Annotated in this window: 14 protein-coding genes; all 14 read right to left on the reverse strand. The window is 30.1% G+C overall.

Going from position 1 to position 18,366, the window contains the following annotated elements; genetic code table 4:
- Entirely contained in the window at positions 1 to 831 is an 831-nt protein-coding gene (gene ylqF / locus ACWXVN_RS02325) for a ribosome biogenesis GTPase YlqF (RefSeq protein WP_455978993.1), read from the reverse strand.
- Positions 824 to 988: a DivIVA domain-containing protein gene (locus ACWXVN_RS02330; protein ID WP_438341247.1), complete on the reverse strand. Its 165-nt coding sequence runs from the start codon at positions 986 to 988 to the stop codon at positions 824 to 826. The genes ylqF and ACWXVN_RS02330 overlap by 8 nt, the downstream gene beginning before the upstream one ends.
- A gap of 1 nt (position 989) precedes the next feature.
- Positions 990 to 1,511: a tRNA (cytidine(34)-2'-O)-methyltransferase gene (locus tag ACWXVN_RS02335; protein ID WP_455978994.1), complete on the reverse strand. Its 522-nt coding sequence runs from the start codon at positions 1,509 to 1,511 to the stop codon at positions 990 to 992.
- A 142-nt stretch (positions 1,512 to 1,653) separates the two neighbouring features.
- Positions 1,654 to 4,827 (reverse strand): type I restriction endonuclease subunit R, encoded by a 3,174-nt coding sequence (locus tag ACWXVN_RS02340; protein WP_455978995.1) that lies wholly within the window; start codon positions 4,825 to 4,827, stop codon positions 1,654 to 1,656.
- A 24-nt stretch (positions 4,828 to 4,851) separates the two neighbouring features.
- Complete coding sequence (locus ACWXVN_RS02345; protein WP_455979027.1) at positions 4,852 to 5,475, reverse strand: restriction endonuclease subunit S; 624 nt, start codon at positions 5,473 to 5,475, stop codon at positions 4,852 to 4,854.
- Complete coding sequence (locus tag ACWXVN_RS02350; protein ID WP_455978996.1) at positions 5,441 to 6,601, reverse strand: restriction endonuclease subunit S; 1,161 nt, start codon at positions 6,599 to 6,601, stop codon at positions 5,441 to 5,443. Before ACWXVN_RS02350 ends, ACWXVN_RS02345 begins: the two co-directional genes overlap by 35 nt.
- A complete protein-coding gene (locus tag ACWXVN_RS02355) occupies positions 6,601 to 8,166 on the reverse strand; it encodes a type I restriction-modification system subunit M (RefSeq protein ID WP_455978997.1) in 1,566 nt (521 codons plus the stop codon). Before ACWXVN_RS02355 ends, ACWXVN_RS02350 begins: the two co-directional genes overlap by 1 nt.
- A gap of 258 nt (positions 8,167 to 8,424) precedes the next feature.
- The gene (gene ligA / locus ACWXVN_RS02360; protein ID WP_455978998.1) at positions 8,425 to 10,422 is read right to left on the reverse strand and encodes an NAD-dependent DNA ligase LigA; all 1,998 of its coding nucleotides are present in this window, start codon (positions 10,420 to 10,422) and stop codon (positions 8,425 to 8,427) included.
- A gap of 2 nt (positions 10,423 to 10,424) precedes the next feature.
- The gene (locus ACWXVN_RS02365) at positions 10,425 to 11,354 is read right to left on the reverse strand and encodes an energy-coupling factor transporter transmembrane component T family protein (RefSeq protein WP_455978999.1); all 930 of its coding nucleotides are present in this window, start codon (positions 11,352 to 11,354) and stop codon (positions 10,425 to 10,427) included.
- Positions 11,355 to 12,329 carry an energy-coupling factor transporter ATPase gene (locus ACWXVN_RS02370; protein ID WP_438341254.1) on the reverse strand — a complete coding sequence of 325 codons (975 nt, stop codon included), beginning with the start codon at positions 12,327 to 12,329 and terminating at the stop codon, positions 11,355 to 11,357.
- Positions 12,320 to 13,117: an energy-coupling factor transporter ATPase gene (locus tag ACWXVN_RS02375; protein WP_438341255.1), complete on the reverse strand. Its 798-nt coding sequence runs from the start codon at positions 13,115 to 13,117 to the stop codon at positions 12,320 to 12,322. The genes ACWXVN_RS02370 and ACWXVN_RS02375 overlap by 10 nt, the downstream gene beginning before the upstream one ends.
- 77 nt (positions 13,118 to 13,194) lie before the next feature.
- Positions 13,195 to 14,745, reverse strand: a complete 1,551-nt coding sequence (gene metG, locus ACWXVN_RS02380) for a methionine--tRNA ligase (protein WP_455967845.1) — start codon at positions 14,743 to 14,745, stop codon at positions 13,195 to 13,197.
- A gap of 83 nt (positions 14,746 to 14,828) precedes the next feature.
- Positions 14,829 to 15,524, reverse strand: coding sequence for a hypothetical protein (locus tag ACWXVN_RS02385; RefSeq protein ID WP_455979000.1), 696 nt, complete (start codon positions 15,522 to 15,524; stop codon positions 14,829 to 14,831).
- A gap of 159 nt (positions 15,525 to 15,683) precedes the next feature.
- Complete coding sequence (parC, locus tag ACWXVN_RS02390) at positions 15,684 to 18,362, reverse strand: DNA topoisomerase IV subunit A (RefSeq protein ID WP_455979001.1); 2,679 nt, start codon at positions 18,360 to 18,362, stop codon at positions 15,684 to 15,686.
- Between the last annotated feature and the right edge of the window lie 4 nt (positions 18,363 to 18,366).

The raw sequence follows: 18,366 nt of genomic DNA on the forward strand, positions 1-18,366 counted from the left end.
CTAGTCGTAAATAATGTTTTTTAGATTTCTAAAATAATTAATTAAGAAATTATAAGTTTCAGTAAATAAAACTTGTTTGTTTTTATCTAAAAAGTTTTTCTGTCTAGCAAGTTGAATAATGTTGTTATAAATTATTTCATCTTCTTGCGATGCTTCTAAATCTAAAGCTTCTAAGGCTTGAGGTTTATATTGTGAAACTAACCTGTATGCTTCATAACAAAAATCTTTTAAGTCTAATGCTTCTTTTTTTATTGAACCGATGACAGCTAATTTGACAGCTTGCATTTGATCATCAAATTTAGGTCACAGCAAACCAGGAGTATCTAAAACAATGAATTCGTTATTACAATTTACTCACTGCTCTGACCGCGTTATTCCTGCTTCATTACCAACTTTAGCTACTTTAGATTTAGCTAAAATATTGATTAGCGTACTTTTGCCACTATTTGGAACTCCTAATACTCCAATTTTTAATGGTGGAACTTTAAAACCTTTTTTAGTATTTTGTTGTTTTTGAGTATAAATTTTTTTAATTACTTTTGTTAGTACATTGTAAGACTTATTATTGTCTTTTAAATTTAAAAAAACTATTTCATCGTTGGGATTGTTAAATGATTTAACAACTTGATTAAAACGATTTTTATCTACAAGATCAATTTTGGTAAAAGCAAAAATCCGCTTTTTGTGTGGTGAGATTTTATCAAATTCGGCATTGTAAGAACTAATTGGACAACGGGCATCCAAAACAATAATAAAAACATCAAACAACTTTTCTTTTTGTTTGATTTGGTCGAATGCCTTTTTCATGTGTCCTGGAAATCAATTAATCATTTTTTAACCTTGCCTTCAATTTTTCAATTTCATCAATGTATTCAACAATATCTTCAATCAAAAGATCAATGAATTCATCAACTTCATCAGCATTGTAACCGTTAATTGCCGGACTAAATTTCATTTTCACAATTTGGTCGACAGTAAGTTTTGGCATTTTACTCCTTGATAAAATCTTTTCCTTTTTGCACTTCGTATTTTGATAAGTTCATAAAATCTAATTGTCTTAAAACCTCATATAAAACAACAATTACACTATTTGCTAAATTTATCGAACGACTTTCTGGTGTCATTGGAATACGCAAGCAATTATCTAAATTAGTTTGCAAAATTTTCTTTGGTATCCCGGTAGATTCAGTACCAAACATAATTCACACTTCATCATTTTGTTTAAATTCAGTTTTAAAATCTATGTCAGCATATGTAGTGTATCCATAACGAGTTACATAGTAAACATTTTTTGAGCCATATTTGGCTAAAAAATCTTGGTATGAGTTGTGAATTTCGTGCTCGATATCACTTAAAAATCTTCCTGCTGCCGCTCTTTTCAATCAATGTGGGTGTAAATCGAAAGCAATTGGTTTAATAATGTGCAATTTAGCACCAGCACTAAAACAAGTTCGAATGATATTAGCGGTATTAGGACTAATTTCAGGTTGGTATAAAACTATATTAATCATATGAAAAATTATAACCATTCCGCTTTTTTTATGAAATAAAAAACCTTTAAGTTGCCTCAGGTCTAATTTCGTATTTAATAATCGAAAATAAAAGGACAAGAATTAAATTCCTGCTCTTTTAATTAGGTAGTATTCTTTTGCTTTAATTTGAAAGACTCTTTTCATATTCAACAACGATGTCATCTTTGATTACAAAATATTTATTGAATAAATAATTAATTCCTTCACGAATTTCTTCAAATCATTGTTGTCTCTTTGCTTTCGAATCACCACGTGATGAAATTCTTTGAGCAGTTAAATCATTTAAAGAACCTTCCAAATTAACTTTAGCTTCTTTGAAAAAATCGACCATTTTTTCATCGATCTTATCTTGTTTTAATTTTTTATTAGTTATCAAATTATTTTTTTCTTGCTCATAGTTAGAAATAGCAAAATTCTTGAATTGCGAAACAATATCGTCTTCGTCGGCTTCTTTAGAAATACAAATATCAATGAATTTTTCAAAAATATCAGCTAAACGTCTTGTGTCTATTGCAGAATTAACCGCATTCATAATTTTTTCTCTATATTCTGATGAAATATAATTATTTGCTTGTTTGTACTTGTTAATTAAGTTAAGAACATAAAGCACAGTGATTTGATCTTGACGAATGATTTCAATATTTCAAACAATATCTTCCGGAATTTCAATTGGTGTATGATCTTTGCTAGTATTTTTGGCACGATCATGCAATTCTAAATATCAAGATTTGTATTTAAGGTTTTCGTCACTTGTTACAATGGCATGTTTTTCTTCATTAAATTCATCAAATCTCTGAATTATATTTTTCAATTTGATAAAAGAGTTATATTGGCGTAAAAAATCATTTCTAAATGGTTCAAAGGATAATAACTTATCAAAAACATATGGATCATTGGGATTAAATTTTTGCTTTAAGTTATTTTGAATTTCACTAAAACCTGGTTGATATTCGCCTTTATCATTGTAATAACCGTTGTTGTATTCTTCGAAAGTACGCATCAACACAATAGTTGATGCTGTATCTTCATCACTAAACAGTCTAATTGATTCATCAACTTGTTGTTTTAGGTCGCGATAACAAACAATATTACCTGAATCTTTTACATTGTTATAAATTCTGTTTGTTCGACTAAATGCTTGCAATAGGCTGTGGTGTTTTAAATTCTTATCGACTCACAATGTATTCAATGTTGGTGCATCAAAACCAGTTAAAAACATATTAACAACTAGTAAAATGTCAATTTCTTTGTTTTTAGTTCTTAATGAAATGTCTTTGTAGTAAGTTGCAAAACCTTCATCGTCAATACTGTAATTTGTACCAAAATGATTATTGTAATTGTTGATAATTTTGGTTAAGAATTTCTTATCAGAATCCGAAAGCGAATTAACTGCTTCAAAGTCATTTCCGTCAATATCTTCATATTCTTCTGAATCGGTAGCACTTTTACTGTAGATAGCAGCAATTTTGATGTTGCTTTGTCTTTTTTCAATTTGTTTAATTAATTCGTCATAATAAAGTTTTAGTTGTGCAATACTTGAAACAGCAAAAATTGAGTTAAATCCATTTTGTTGTACCGAGACACTCATTTGTTTAGCACCATCATTTCTTGTTGTCAATTGTTTAATATTTGTTAGTTTTGCTGCATTATAACTTTCATTTTGCAGTGTTTTTTTATCAAAATTATCTAATATATGACTAACAACTGCTGAAATATAACCAGATTGCATATAAATGTCTTCTTCACTGATACTTAAGGGTAAATTGTGCTCAATTTTGGCATATTCAACATTGAATTTCAAAACATTTTCATCTCTGATTGCGTCAATAATTGTGTATGAATGTATCTTTTCACCAAAAAGTGCTTCAGTCGTTAAATTATTCGAAGCAGATGCTGAATTTTCATCCAAAATTGGTGTTCCAGTAAAACCAAACATGATAGCATTTTTAAATTTCTTCTTAATTTGGGCATGCATCTTACCAAATTGCGAACGATGACACTCGTCGAAGATGAAAACAACATTTTCATTAAAAATACTTAAATTAGAGTGATTTTTGTTGACAAAACGAGAAAGTTTTTGAATAGTTGTAACAATTACTCTATCAGTTTCTTTGGTGCTGGTGATTTTACCGGCCAAAATATTGGTGTTTCTTGTACTTGCTACAGAGCCTTGCTGGAATTTATTAAATTCATTTATTGTTTGATAATCAAGGTCTTTTCTATCAACAACAAAAATAATCTTTTTAAGCTCACTAATTTGTGTTGCTAGCTGAGCAGTCTTGAATGATGTTAATGTTTTACCAGAACCGGTTGTGTGTCAAACATAACCACCTTTTTTGTTTCCTTTAAATTTATCTGGATAATTAACTACTAGTCTTAATTTGTTGATAATTCCTTCAGCCGCAGCTATTTGGTATGGACGCAACACTAATAACTTTTTATCTTCAGTATAGACACAATATTTTGTTAAAACTTCTAACAAAACAGACTTTCTTAAAAAGGTTCTGGCAAAATCTTCAATACCTTCTAGTAATTTGTTTTTGACATTGGCTCAGTAATTTGTAAATTTGAAGCTATTTGAGCTTCGAGTTTCTTTTTTAGCTGTTTCTTTACGCTGATCAATAGCGTATTTTCGAGTAGTATTTGAGTAATATTTGGTTAAGGTTCCATTAGAAATTATGAATATTTGCACATAATTGAACAATCCTTCGCTTTCATCAAAAGACTCAGCCTGGTAGCGTTCAATTTGATTGAAAGCGTTTTCGATATTAACACCAGCTTTTTTCAGTTCAATATGAACTAAAGGTAAACCATTGACTAAAATAGTAACATCATAACGATTTTTTCTTCCCGGAATTTTAGAATCCGCTCTAAATTGATTGATTACTTGTAAAGAGTTCGAGTGAATGTCTTTTTTATTAATGATTTTTATGTTTTCAGACTCATCATTGTCTCTTTTGAGAGTATATAAGTAATCATTTTGAATTCTTTGTGTTTTATCTTCAATGCTTTCGTTTGGTTTACACAAATAATCTTTTTTTAGGATGTTTCATTCTTGATCTGAAAATTTTGTGTTGTTTAACTTTTCAATCTGATTTCTTAGGTTAGCTAGCAATTGTTCTTCATTTTTGATTTCGCTAGCATATTCATAACCTTGATTTTCAAGCATTTCAATCAAGAAATTTTCTAGAGTAGATTCTTCTGAAAAAGATCTATTTTTGTTATTTATTGTTGGCTCATATTCACCAACAATAGTATTTTTGTTTGTCTCGAAAATATGTTGCGAATTATTCATATTACCCTTCTAGTTTTTGTTTTTTTACTCAATTTTTTTAAATAATAAATCTCGATAGTATTCGTATTGTTGTTCAACTTTTTCAATTAGTAGTGGAATTCCTTCAGTTATCCCATTAGTAAGATTTTCAAATCTTATTAGTTTTGAAGCAATTTCATCTTGAATATTTTTGTTTGGCAAGTGAACTACAAAATTTTGTAAATCACTAAAATTTAAGTTTTTTATCCCCACACCATTTGCAAGTCGTTTTAGTTTTGTTTCATTTTGTTTCAAACAAAAATATAAATATTCGATGTTTACCCAATTTTGAGTATTTTCTACTGATACTGCGTAATTATGGCCGCCAGACCAATACTTTTCATTCATCATCCTTAAATAACCAACATTGCCACCTTCACATATAGAAATAACGTTTTCAGCATTAAAATTATGTCAATATCCGGAAGGGTTTTTACCACCATTCATCACAGGATAACAATATGTGTCAGTTCTAATTGGACTTAAAAGCACTTTATTTATTTGTTTCCCTTTTTTGATGGTTGAAACATCTTTGAGTAAATATATTTTTTTAGCATTTAAAAATGATATTGAGCTAACAAAGTTCTCTATGAATCTAATTAGATCCTCTCTCTCTCTCTCTCAAGTTATCTACATTGATATTGCCTGTTTCGATGTATTCAAACAATTTATCTCTGTATAATTCATACTGTTTATTGCGAGCTTCAAGCTCGGCAGGAAGTCCAATATTAAGATCTTTGCATATTGTGTAGAAGTTGTCCAATCAACGAACAATTTCGTTTTGTTTATCAATGTGCGGCAGTGTTATTACCATTTGGGAAACATCACTTATATAGACGTGTGGTGTACCAACACCCTTCTTAAACGAATAAATAATGTCTTGCTTTGACTTTAATCAATAAAATAAATACTTCAAATTCAAAACATCATTATTTTTGTTTTTAAGAGTGAATGCGTCCGATACAAATATTGGTTCATTTCATCAAGAAACATAACCTGCTGAACCTGAAGCAGCAACCGCAATTGTTTCACCATCAAAATTGGATTTATCGGTATATCCCGAAACCTCTTTGCCACCACTAACAATTGGAATATTTCCCATTTTTAAAGACGATAAACGAACAACGTTACCTTTTTTAAAGTCACAGATTTCATCAAGATTGTATTGATTTGCAACGCTAAAAACACCATTATCATTAGATAATAGTAAATCTCTATAGTAATCATATTGTTTTAATCTCTTATTCAGCTCCGCTGTCAGCTCCGCTGTAGATGATTGAAAAGTATCCAAAATCTCGACAATCTTTTTTTGTACCTCCACAACAGGTATGGCTATTTCAATTTTTATTAAACTTTGAAAGTTCATGTACTTAATAGAAGATTTGATTACATTAGTCCTTACTTTTACATTTTCATTATTTTTTAAATAGTAATAAAGAAATTTAGTTAATATCAAATTTTCATCTTTGCTTTTCAGTATGTAACATAGTTTTCCTGCATAAAAATTTTCGTTTAAATATTTCACGTGCCCTGCGTTTTCACCATGCGAAGTAATTGAAATTCATTCTCCCGAGTTGTTGAATTTGTCGATTTTTCCAAAGTAATCAATTGACGAATTTACAACATTATATTTTCCATTTTTATTTAGATCTTTCTTTGCAATATTGCCTTTATTCCCAAAAACACAAATATTCTCGAGCAACTCTTTTTTTAATGTACAAGATGACATTAGTTTATTTATCTCTTTTTCAAACATTAGTTATTAAACCCTTCGATTTCTTCGATGATTTTGCTGATTTCTTCTCTCAACTTTTCTTGTTTAGCGACAATTTCAGCTATTTCTTTGTTCAAAACTTGTATATCGATTGGCTCTTTAGTATCTTTTGGTTCAACATAATTAGAAACTGAAAGATTGTACTTTTTATCTATAACTTGAGATTGCGGAACAATATTTGAAAAGTGTTTTGTAACTTCTTTATTTAAGTAAGTATTTAAAATTTTGTCAATATTTTCTTGACTTAACTTGTTATTATTTTTGACCTTTACAAATTCATTTGATGCATCAATAAACTGGATGCTTGTATCTTTTTTGGCTTTATTCAATACTAGGATTGACGTAGCAATAGATGTTCCAAAAAATAAGTTTTGTGGCAATTGAATAATTGCATCAACCAAGTTTTTTTCTATTAAATATTTTCTGATTTTTTGTTCTTCTCTAGCACGATGCAAAACTCCAACCGATAAAACTATTGCTGCTATTCCATCAGAAGATAAATAATGAATTGCATGCATTACAAAAGCTAAGTCTGCATACTTTCTCGGGGCAAGTACTCCAGCAGGGGCATAGCGTTCATCCTGGATAAGTGTTATATCTTTATTTCCGTCTCATTTAAGTGAGTAAGGAGGGTTAGACACGATAACATCAAAAGGGCCTTCATCTTTTAATACTGAGCCTTTAAGTGTGTCCCCTAATGCAATGTGGAATTGATTGAATGCAACTTTGTGTAAAAACATATTGATTCTACATAAGTTATATGTTGTTGGATTAACTTCTTGACCGTAGAAGCCATTAACCTTGTCAATACCTAGCAATTTAATTGCTTGTAATAAAAGTGAACCAGAACCACAACACATGTCATATATTTTGTTGATTTTCGTTTTGTTCTTGATTGCTAGTTTTACTAGAAGTTGACCAACTTCTTGTGGCGTATAGTATTCACCACCACTTTTTCCTGCATCTGATGCATACATTCCCATTAAAAATTCATATGCATCCCCAAATGCATCGATGGTATTTTCTGAAAATTCTCCGAGTCTCATGTCTCCAATACCATCTAACAACTTGATGATCTTGTTATTTCTTTCTGCGACTGTTGTACCAAGTTTAATGTTGTTAACATCAAAATCATCAAAAAGACCTTTGAAATCTTCTTCGCTACTTGTTCCTTTAGATGAATCTTCAATACTTTTGAAAATGTTTGCAATTAAGATATTTAAATTTTCATTTTGTCTTTCGTTTTTACGAACGTTTGCAAAAAGATGCGAAGGTTTTATGTAAAAGCCAATTTCTTCAATAGATGCTTCTTTAAATTCTTCATCTGCAAGTTTATCATCATAGCTAGCATAATCAAAATTTGGATCGCTGTCTTGTTCATTTTCATTCCATCAGCTTGTGATATGCTCTGAAATATAACGATAAAACATTGTTCCTAATACGAAGTTTTTGAATTCTCATCCATCTACTTGACCACGCAAGTCATTGGCAATTTTTCAGATCGCTTTATGTAATTCAGCTCTTTCTATTTCTTTCTTGTTATCCATAGTGTACTCCTAGTTTTGTAGGCTAATTTTTTGTAAAAAATTAGTCACAAAAAAGTTACCACTTTTTTTTTTTTTTTTGGAAAAGGTCTATTTTTTTGACTTTTTTCAAAAAAAAATTAACCTATAGGTTAAAAAAACTACATTTTAAGTGTTTTTTGTGTTCGGCAAAATAGCAACGTCTTGTTGCTATGCGATCCTCTGTTTTTGAAAAAAAATGACAAAAAAGCAACCAACTGGTTGCTTAAAATCAGTAATTTATTAGTTTAGAAATTCATTTATTAGATCTTGTTCAGAAATGATTTTAGTGCCTAATTGCTGAGCTTTTTCGTACTTAGAACCTGGATTCTCACCAACGACTAAATATGATGTTGATTTTGTTACAGTATTAGTTACTTTAGCTCCCCTACTAATTAGCATTTTTTCAATTTCTTTCCTGCTTTGGCTTAAAGTTCCAGTAATAACAAAAACTAAATTTGCTAATTCTAAAGACTTAATATTTTTTTGATGTTCTAAATCTAGTCCGCAGGCAAGTAAATTGTTAACCATTGCAACATTTTTTTCATTAGCAACAAAATTCTTTAACGAATCAACCGTTTTTTGTCCAATTTCATCAAAATTAATCAGCTTATCAAAATCAAAAGTCAAAAAGTTACTGAATTTTTGCACTTCCGAAGCAATAAAGTAAGCATTTTTTTCACCAATGTGTTTAATAGAAATACCATGTAACAGTCTTGCTAAAGAATTTTGGCGACTCTTTTCGATACTTGCTAGAATTTGGTCAACACTCTTTTTCCCATATCCTTCAATTTGAATCAATTCATCGTAATGATCTTTTAAAGAGTAAAAATCATAATAATCAGTAACAAGATTTTTATTAAATAACATTTCGACTGTTTTTTCACCTAAAAAGTCAATATTCATTGCTCCTTTTGAAGCAAAATGAATCAATTTTCTTAGTCTAACCTCAGGACACATATCATTAGTACAAAATTGATCAATTAAGGTTTCGCTATCATCTAGCAGTGAACCACACTTAGGACAATATTTTTGTTTTTTGTAACTAGTAGAACTTTTTTGCTTTACTGTTCCAATGACTTTAGGAATAATTTCGCCAGCTTTTTTAATATAAACTAAGTCACCAATGTCAATTTTTAACTTATTAATGTAATCATAATTATGTAAAGTTGCAGCACTGATAGTTGATCCTGATAAAAAAACTGGTTCAAGTTTAGCGTTATAAGTAATAAAACCAGTTCTTCCTACTGTAGTAAAAATATCTAAAATAACAGTTGTAGCAACATCAGGTTCATACTTGAAGGCAATGGCTCAGCGAGGGAATTTTTGAGTTTGACCTAATAAGTCGTACACATTAAACTCATTTACCTTTATAACTACACCATCAGTTTCATAATCTAAAGTCTTTTTGACTTCTTTAAATTCATTAATTCAAGCCAAAATTTCTTCCAGATTGTAAACTTTTTTACCTTCTTTTGTGACTGGAAAGTTCTGTGTGTGTAAAAAATCACGAACTTCATCAATGGTATAAAGATTATGCTTGGTTGCATCATTTATAGCATAACAATAGACGGACAATTTTCGTTGTTTTGTAATTTGACTATCTAGTTGACGCAATGTTCCACTTGCACCATTTCTAGGGTTAACAAGAAGCTTCTTGTTTTCTTGTGCTAATTGTTTATTGATTTGTTCGAATTGTGAAAGTTTTAAATAAACTTCACCACGAACTTCTAATGGCTGTAAGTAATCAATTTGTAAAGGAATTTCTTCGTTTACCAATAAATTGTGAGTAACATCTTCACCAACTGTTCCATCTCCACGAGTTACTGCTCGAATTAATTTTCCATTTTCATAATGTAAAGAAATCGAGAGACCATCAATTTTAGGTTCAATGAAAAAAGTTGATTGCGAATTAGCCTTTTCAACATTTTCAATTCAACGCTTTAGTTCATCTTTTTCATACGCTTTTTGCAATGAAAGCATAGGTTTTGCATGCTGAAATTTAGTAAAAGCATTTGATACTGAAGCCCCAATGCGATTTGTGGGACTGTTTTTTAGTTCTTGTTCAGTTAATAAATAAGCGAACTGAGTTTCCAGTTCTTTAAGTTTAACTAAAGCAACATCATACTCAGCATCGCTTACTAATGGATCATCATTATCAAAATAGGCGTTGTTTCAAATTTGAATTTGTTGTTGTAATTCTAATATTTCCAGGCGAATATCTTTTTCTTTTTTTGTCATCATTATACCTTAACAAAAGTTTGTAATCATCAGTGTGGTAATGATTGCGACTGTACTTGGAAGAAAATAACCATAGTTGAAATACCCATTAAAATTACAACTGCTAAAAAGTCAATTCAAACCGGTTTAATCAAACGATAGTGTGTTCTTTTTTGGTAAGGATTATAACCTCTAACTGTCATCGCATCACTCAAGTCGTTTGCTTTAGCAAAAGAAGAAACGAATAAAGGAATAATTAAGGTTAACATTGACTTAATTTTCTCTTTTGTTCTTCCGTTTTTAAAGTCAACTCCCCGTGAAGATTGAGCTTTCATGATTCTTCCCGCTTCATCTAATAAAGTAGGAATAAAACGTAAAGCGATGTTAATTATCATTGTAATAATTTCACTTGGAAATTTTAATAACTTCAAAGGATAAAGTAAGTCATTAATTGCTTTTGTAAGTAGAACTGGTTTAGTTGTAAAAGTTAGGATTGTAGTTGAAAGAATGATTCCATAAATTCTTGCTGTGATGCTTGCTGCTCGCATTAGTGAGAAACGAGTAATTTGGAAAGCACTATTAGGTCCACCTGGTGCTCAATATGTGTCATTTACCAAAATCAAACCATTGTAATTTACATAAGCATCAACATTACTCTCACCACTCAAAGGAACATAATTTATACCTGCCCCTTTAATGGTAAAAAAGTTGATTAGCGCTAAGACTAGACCGATATAAATTGGTAAACGAATCTTTTTAATTAATGAGCGTACTGAATGAGTGGCCAGTAAATAAACACAAGCAATGAAAACTAACAAAATCCCAAGAGTAACAAAATGATCGACTAAGAAGAATAAAATGATAAATAAAATGTTTGCAATAAATTTCAATCTCGGATCCATTTTGTGGATAGGAGTATTAAGATTGACATATTTTCCTATAATGGCATTCATTTATTCTCCTTTCAATTGTCTTTGTCTTTGTTTTCAGTTGTTAATTGCTTGAGCTAATTCATTAACATTAGTTACTTTTCCAACTCTTACTCCTCTTTGTTCTAATTTACGAACAAAAGTTAGCAATTGTGTTGAACGAAGATTGTTTTCAACTAAACATTGTTCATCATTTAGAATGCTGTAGGTGTCACCATCACGAATAATTTCACCATTCTTAAACAAAATGGTTCTTTTAGTTCAACGTAAAGCATTATCTAAATCATGAGTAACAATAATGATTGTTTTGTTTTCTTTAACATGTAAGTCATAGAAAAGTTGCAACATTTGTTCAACCCCAGCTGGATCTAGTCCAGCAGTTGGTTCATCAAGAATTAAGAATTTCGGTTCCATTGCCAAAATTCCAGCAAGGGCAACACGACGTTTTTGTCCACCACTTAAATTAAAAGGTGAACGAGTCAAATAACTTTCAGGCAGTCCAACAATTTTGATGTATTTTTTCGCTAATTCTTTTGCTTTATTAACATCCATACCCATTGAAACAGGGCCAAAAATAATATCTTTTTCAATAGTTTTTTCGAATAATTGATATTCGGCAAATTGGAATACTACTCCAACTTGTTTTCTCAGTGCTTTAATGTTTTTAATTTTGCGTTTAGTATTAACAATTTCAATATCCATTGTTACCAGTTCAACATCTTCTGGTTCAGGACTTGTTTTTGTTTTTCTAAATTTAGCAAACAAATTCTTTTTTGATTTTTTAAGACTTGTAACATCTTTAAAAGTAATTTTTCCACTATCTGGAATTAGTAATGCATTAAGGTGTTCGATAAAAGTAGTTTTTCCACTTCCTGTATGTCCGATGATAGAAATAATTTCACCTTCAGAAATATCTACGCTAATATCTTTTAAAACTTGAATGTGAGTAGGTAATTTTTTATCAAATTCTTTTGAAATATTGTCAACTTTTATTTGCATATTGCTTCAATTAACTCCTGTTCGTTATAAGTTGGTTCTACGCCATCAACTAACTCACTAAGCTTGTAGATAAAAGGTGAGTCAATTTTTGCAATTTCCACAATTTCTTTGTTATTTAAGATATCTTTTGGACTTCCTGAAGCAATTAGTTTTCCACCGCTAAAAACTAACAATTCATCGCACAATATCGCTTCATCCATATCATGAGTAACAGAAATTAAAGTTTTATTAGTTTCACGATGCAAATTATGAATAATTTCCAAAATTTCATGTTTTCCTTTAGGATCAAGCATTGAAGTAACTTCGTCAAAAATAATAACATCAGGATCAAGAGCGAGAGTTGAAGCAATGGCAACTCTTTGTTTTTGTCCACCACTTAAATTTTGTGGCTCACGATCTAAACTATCCTGCATTGAAACCAAAGTTGTGTATTTTTCAATCTTTTCTTTCATTTGTTCACGCGGAACTAGTTTGTTTTCTAAACCAAAAGCAATATCATCTTCAACTGTCGCTCCAATAAATTGGTTGTCTGGGTTTTGAAAAACAATTCCGATTTTTGAACGAATCTTTTGCAAGTTTTCTTTTGAGTACAAAATATCGTCAATGTAAATTTGACCTTCAGTAGCTTTATAAATTGCACTTATTAGTTTCGAAAGAGTACTCTTTCCACTTCCATTGTGTCCTAAAATACCCACATAGTGGCCAGTTTTAATTTCTAAATTTACTCCTTGTAAAGCGAAAGAATCACTTTCAGGATATTTATAATACAAGTCTTTAATTTTTATCATGACTAATATTATACAAGTTATACTCTTTTTAAGAGTATACAAGCAATAAAAAAGTTGCTAGACTTGCTAGCAACAACTTAGTTAGTTTTGATTCTAGTGAATAAGATTTCGCTAACTAAGCATTTTTTGTTGTCAAACTTGCTAAAATCATATATTTTTTCAAAACTTAACTCGTTCTGAGCTAAAAATTTGTTGATTTTCTGACTTTTATTGTTTAAAACAACACTCAACATAACATTAACTGCATACACTCCATTTAAAAGTACACACAACACATCATTTAAACGTTCTAAATTGTCTTTTAGTTTTCAAGGTGTAGTCTTGTCAATATATAAATTCAATTCTTTTGAAAGTGCAATTGCAGCTTTTAGTGCTTTATCAGACTCAAAATTATCAAAATGTTCTTGGTATTCAACAAAACTTGATGCAATTTGTTCATACATTTCTAAATCAATAGACTCTAATGATTGCTTTTTGTAAACAATACCATTGTCAAAAGACTGATTTAGCATTGCTACTGTACGGTTTAATAAGTTACCAAAGTTGTTAGCAAGATCAGCATTTAGTGTATTAATGAAGTTGTTTAGTTCAAACACTCCATCGTTATTGATATTAATTTGCGACATGAAGAAATATTTTGTTTCTTCGACACCATAGTTTTCAATTAAAAAGTAAGGATCTACAGTGTTACCTTTAGATTTTGACATTTTTCCTTCAGGAGTAACAATTCAACCATGAGTCAAGATGCAAGTTGGCAATCTTAAATCTAAACTTTTCAAAAAGATAGGTCAATAAATGCAGTGAAAACGAGTAATTTCTTTACCTACAACATGGACAATTTCATTACCGTTTTGTCAGTATTTAACATAGTTTGTCTCATCATCTGTTAAATATCCAAGTGCAGTTAAATAGTTAAATAAAGCATCTAATCACACATAGATAACGTGTTTAAACTGTGAAGGAGTAACAACACTTATTCCTCAATCAAAAGTAATTCTTGTTACGCTCAAGTCTTCTAAACCTTTTTGAATGAAATTATTTAAAAGTTCATTTTTAACCTTATTTGAAGTCATAAAGTTAGGATTTTCTTGGTAAAAAGCCTCGATTCAAGTACTGAATTTTGACATTTCAAAAAAGTAAGTTTCTTCTTCGATTTCAACTAATTCATGTTTTGAAGATGGGTGATAGAATTTACCATCAATTTCAAGTGCTTGTGAAGGTGTAAGGTATTCTTCATCACTTATTGAATATAACCCTTTATATTTTCCTAAACGTATTAAACCTTTTTCTAGCATTTTTGCAAAAATCTTACGAATTGCGTTTTGGTGATTTGGGGCAGTAGTTCTTGAGAAAAAATCGTATTCGATTTGACTATCTTTTCATAACTTTTTGAATTGTTCAGCTTGTAAATCAACAAAGGCTTGAGGCTCAATACCTTGAGCTTGAGCACTTTTTTGAATTTTTTGACCGTGTTCATCGATACCAGTTACAAAAAATGTGTCATATCCTTGCATTTTTTTGTAATTTGCCAAGGTTTTAGCAATCGTTGTTGTGTAAAAATGACCGATATGTAAATTTCCATTAGGATAATAAATAGGTGTTGTAATGTAAAATGTCTTGTTTTTCATTGCTTTCTCCATATTCTTTTAATTATAGATTAAAACGCTAGTTTATAAACTAGCCAGGATATAAAAAAATAGGCTTTTTGTGCCTATTTTAAAAAGGTTTTTACATCCAATTTTGACTTATTCTTTGAATGAAAATTTTTGTAATTTACTATTGCGTATCAAACATTATTAGCAACAATTAAACTTAACAAAACTGGTAAAATTACAATCTGATATGATAATCAAAAACCATTAGTAAAAAACATTATTGGTTTCAAGATTACTGCTAAGAATAACATCAAGAATGTAGTTGGATAGTAAATAAGATCAATAATTTTTAACTTATCTGTTACATCTCAAACTGTTGGACGACGATTTTCGCGCACTTTTTTAACAAAGTATCAAATCAAAATTGCCAATACTAAGATCATTACGACAAAAGCAAAGGTACTAAAAATTTGTGTCGCTAAAAGTCATTTATCTGGTTTGTCAAAAAGTATGGCTTGTAATACTAAGTTAACAAGTTTGATAACGAAAAAGCTAATTAAAAATACTAAGAATAAATTAGCGATAAGTGATTCCGTTTTTCTTCAAACGGTAGTTTTTTTCACTTTTAGTGTTTCAAAGGCTAGAAATGAACCTAACACCGAGTACGCAAAAATTGCGATTATTGGTGCAAAAATTCCCAAAACAGCCATTGGTTCGAATATTAATATAAAAAACAAGCTGATGTTGATAGCTAAGATACTAATTCAATTAACTTTAAATATCTTACTTAGATCAATTTTTGTAGTGTGCATTTATCTATTTATTTTCAGCAGCACGTGCAGCTCTTTTTTGGTCACGAGCACGTTCTTTAGCTAGTTTTTTAGCTCTTTTTTCAGCTCTAACTTTGTTTCTTTGTCTGATTTCAATACGCATTTTTCCTCCTAATGTTGTTAATTTATTTAAAAATTATACTAATTTTTTTTGTTGTTTTTTTCGAGATTGTTGGCTTTTTCAATTAAGGCATCAACATTAAATCAATCTATTATTCCGACATTATCCTGATTTGATTTTTGGTGTTTTGGCTCGTTTTCTTCTTTTTGTTCACTTGCTATTTCTTCACTTGATAAAGGCTCATCAAAAATGAATGTTTCCATAACATCTACATCTAAATTATCATTTTCAGATTCATCAAGAATTTTAGTTTTGGAATTTTTATCTGGACTAATAAATACATTTTTAATAAATCTACCAACGTTTAAATCATTAATTTTGACAGTACCAAAACTTTCTTTTGGCTGTGAAGCGGGAATATCTTCAACTAATCATCTTTGCAATTTATTTTCTTGTGATGTGTACCAGAACTCAATTCCTGATTCATAAGTAGCAATATCTTGAATTACAATTGGTTTGTTTTTTAGGATGTAGTAGAAAACTTTTGGTACATTGACTCTTTTAACATCAACAATATTTTTAGCCAATACTTTTTTGAATTGTCCTTGTGAAGTTGATAACAATAACTTGTCATTTTCGTTCATTACTAGCACTTTGGCAACATAATTATCGTTTAGTTTAGTCATTTGCACTCCACTTGCTTTAAGACTATATAGAGGTATTTGACTATTTTCAAAATATTGGTATAGTCCGTCGGAAAGCAAGACAAAAATATTGCTTTGTGGACTCACAATTTGAGCTGCAACTAATTCATCACTTTCATCTTTTAGTTTGATAGCAAGGAATTTACGATTAGTTTGTTGACTCAATTCTTCAAGGTTAATTTGCTTTGCTACTCCATATTTTGAAACTAGTAAAACATTATTATTTTGACGGGCATTTTTGAGATTATAAATAGCAACAATTTTTTCACTGCCTTCTAAACGAGCATAGTCACTTGCATGGGTACCCAGTTCTTTTCAACCGTTTTCTTTTAGGTCGAAACCATTGATAACAAAATAATTACCTTGTGATGTGAAAAATAATAATTGTGATAGTGAGTTAATTTCTTGTCCAAAAATAACAAAATCGTTTTCTTTTAAATTGTAAGTATCAAAAGAGTTAGCATTAAAAATTTTGCTGCTTAAACGTTTTATATAACCATCATTTGATACAAAAACATAGAAATCTTCATTTTTTGCCAGTGCTTTTGTGTTTATTTCTGTTTCAATCTTGACATGCGAAATTTCACTTCTTCGTGGTAAAGCATATGTTTTCTTAATGTCGTGTAAAAGATCAATTAAGAATTTTTTGAATTCTTGCTCATTAGTTAGAAGTAAGTCTAGGCGATTAATTTGTTCTTGAAGTTCCTGGCGTTCTTTTTGATACTCTAATTGATCCATTCTAGACAATTTATATAAACGCAATTCGGCAATAGCTGTTGCTTGTAATTCAGTAAATTTAAACTCACGCATCAAGGCTTCAATTACACCTTTTTTGCTGTTGTCTGACTCACGAATCAGCTTGATTACTGCATCACTTATTTCACTAACTCTAATCAATCCTTCAACAATTTCTAGACGACGCGAAATTTTTTCAAAATCATATTTTAAAGCATCTGTTTTACAGCTAAATAAGTGTTTTAAGAAGATATCAAGAAGTTGTCTAATACCTAAAAGTTTTGGCGCATTATCGCAAATTGCCACCATGTTGTAATTGAAATATTTTTTAAGATCAGTCTTTTCAAACAAATAGTTAAGAATTGCTTGTGCATTTGATTCAGTTTCTAACTCAATATAGATACTGATTCCATTTCTTGAAGACTGGTCACGAACTTCTTTGATTCCATTGATGGTTTTATTAAAAATAAGATTGTCAATTTGCTTAATTAATTCAACCTTAACTACTCCATAAGGAATTTCTAGAATTTCAATTGCTTCAACATTATTATTTTTGTCATAAACTAAACGATGTTTAGCATAAATTTCAACTCTTCCTTTTCCAGTTTCAAATGCTTCTTTGAAACCATCAATATCACTAATAATTCCACCAGTTGGAAAATCAGGACCTTGAATGATTTGTAACAATTTTTCATTTGAAACGTGTGGATTTTGAATGATTTTGACACAAGCATCAAGTAATTCATTTAAATTGTGAGGCGGTATTTCAGTTGCATACCCTTCAGCAATTCCTTTAGCTCCGTTGGCTAGTAAATTAGGAAAATAAGTCGGCAAAACAGTTGGTTCATATTCAGTGTCATCAAAGTTAGGTGCAAAAGAAACAATTTTTTTATCGATTTCACCCATTAAAGGATTAGCGATTTTTTCCAGTCTTGTTTCAGTATAACGCATAGCAGCAGCTGGATCATCATCAATCGAACCTTTATTACCATGCATTTCAATTAATGGTAAAGCCATTTTTCACTCTTGCGACATCCTGATTAGTGCTTCATAAATTGAACTATCTCCGTGTGGATGAAAACGACCAATAACATCTCCTACTACTCTGGCTGATTTTTTGAAAGGTTTGTCATTTGTTAGTGACATTTCTCACATTGAATAAAGAATTCTTCTTTGAACTGGTTTTAATCCGTCTCTTGCATCGGGCAATGCTCTTTGTTGAATAACATATTTTGAATAACGATTAAAACCATTAGACATGATGATGTCTAAGCTTTCATTGATGATTTTTTCAATAATTTCATCACGATTTTTAGCCATAAAA

The organism is Mycoplasma sp. 4044 (genome assembly GCF_053851695.1).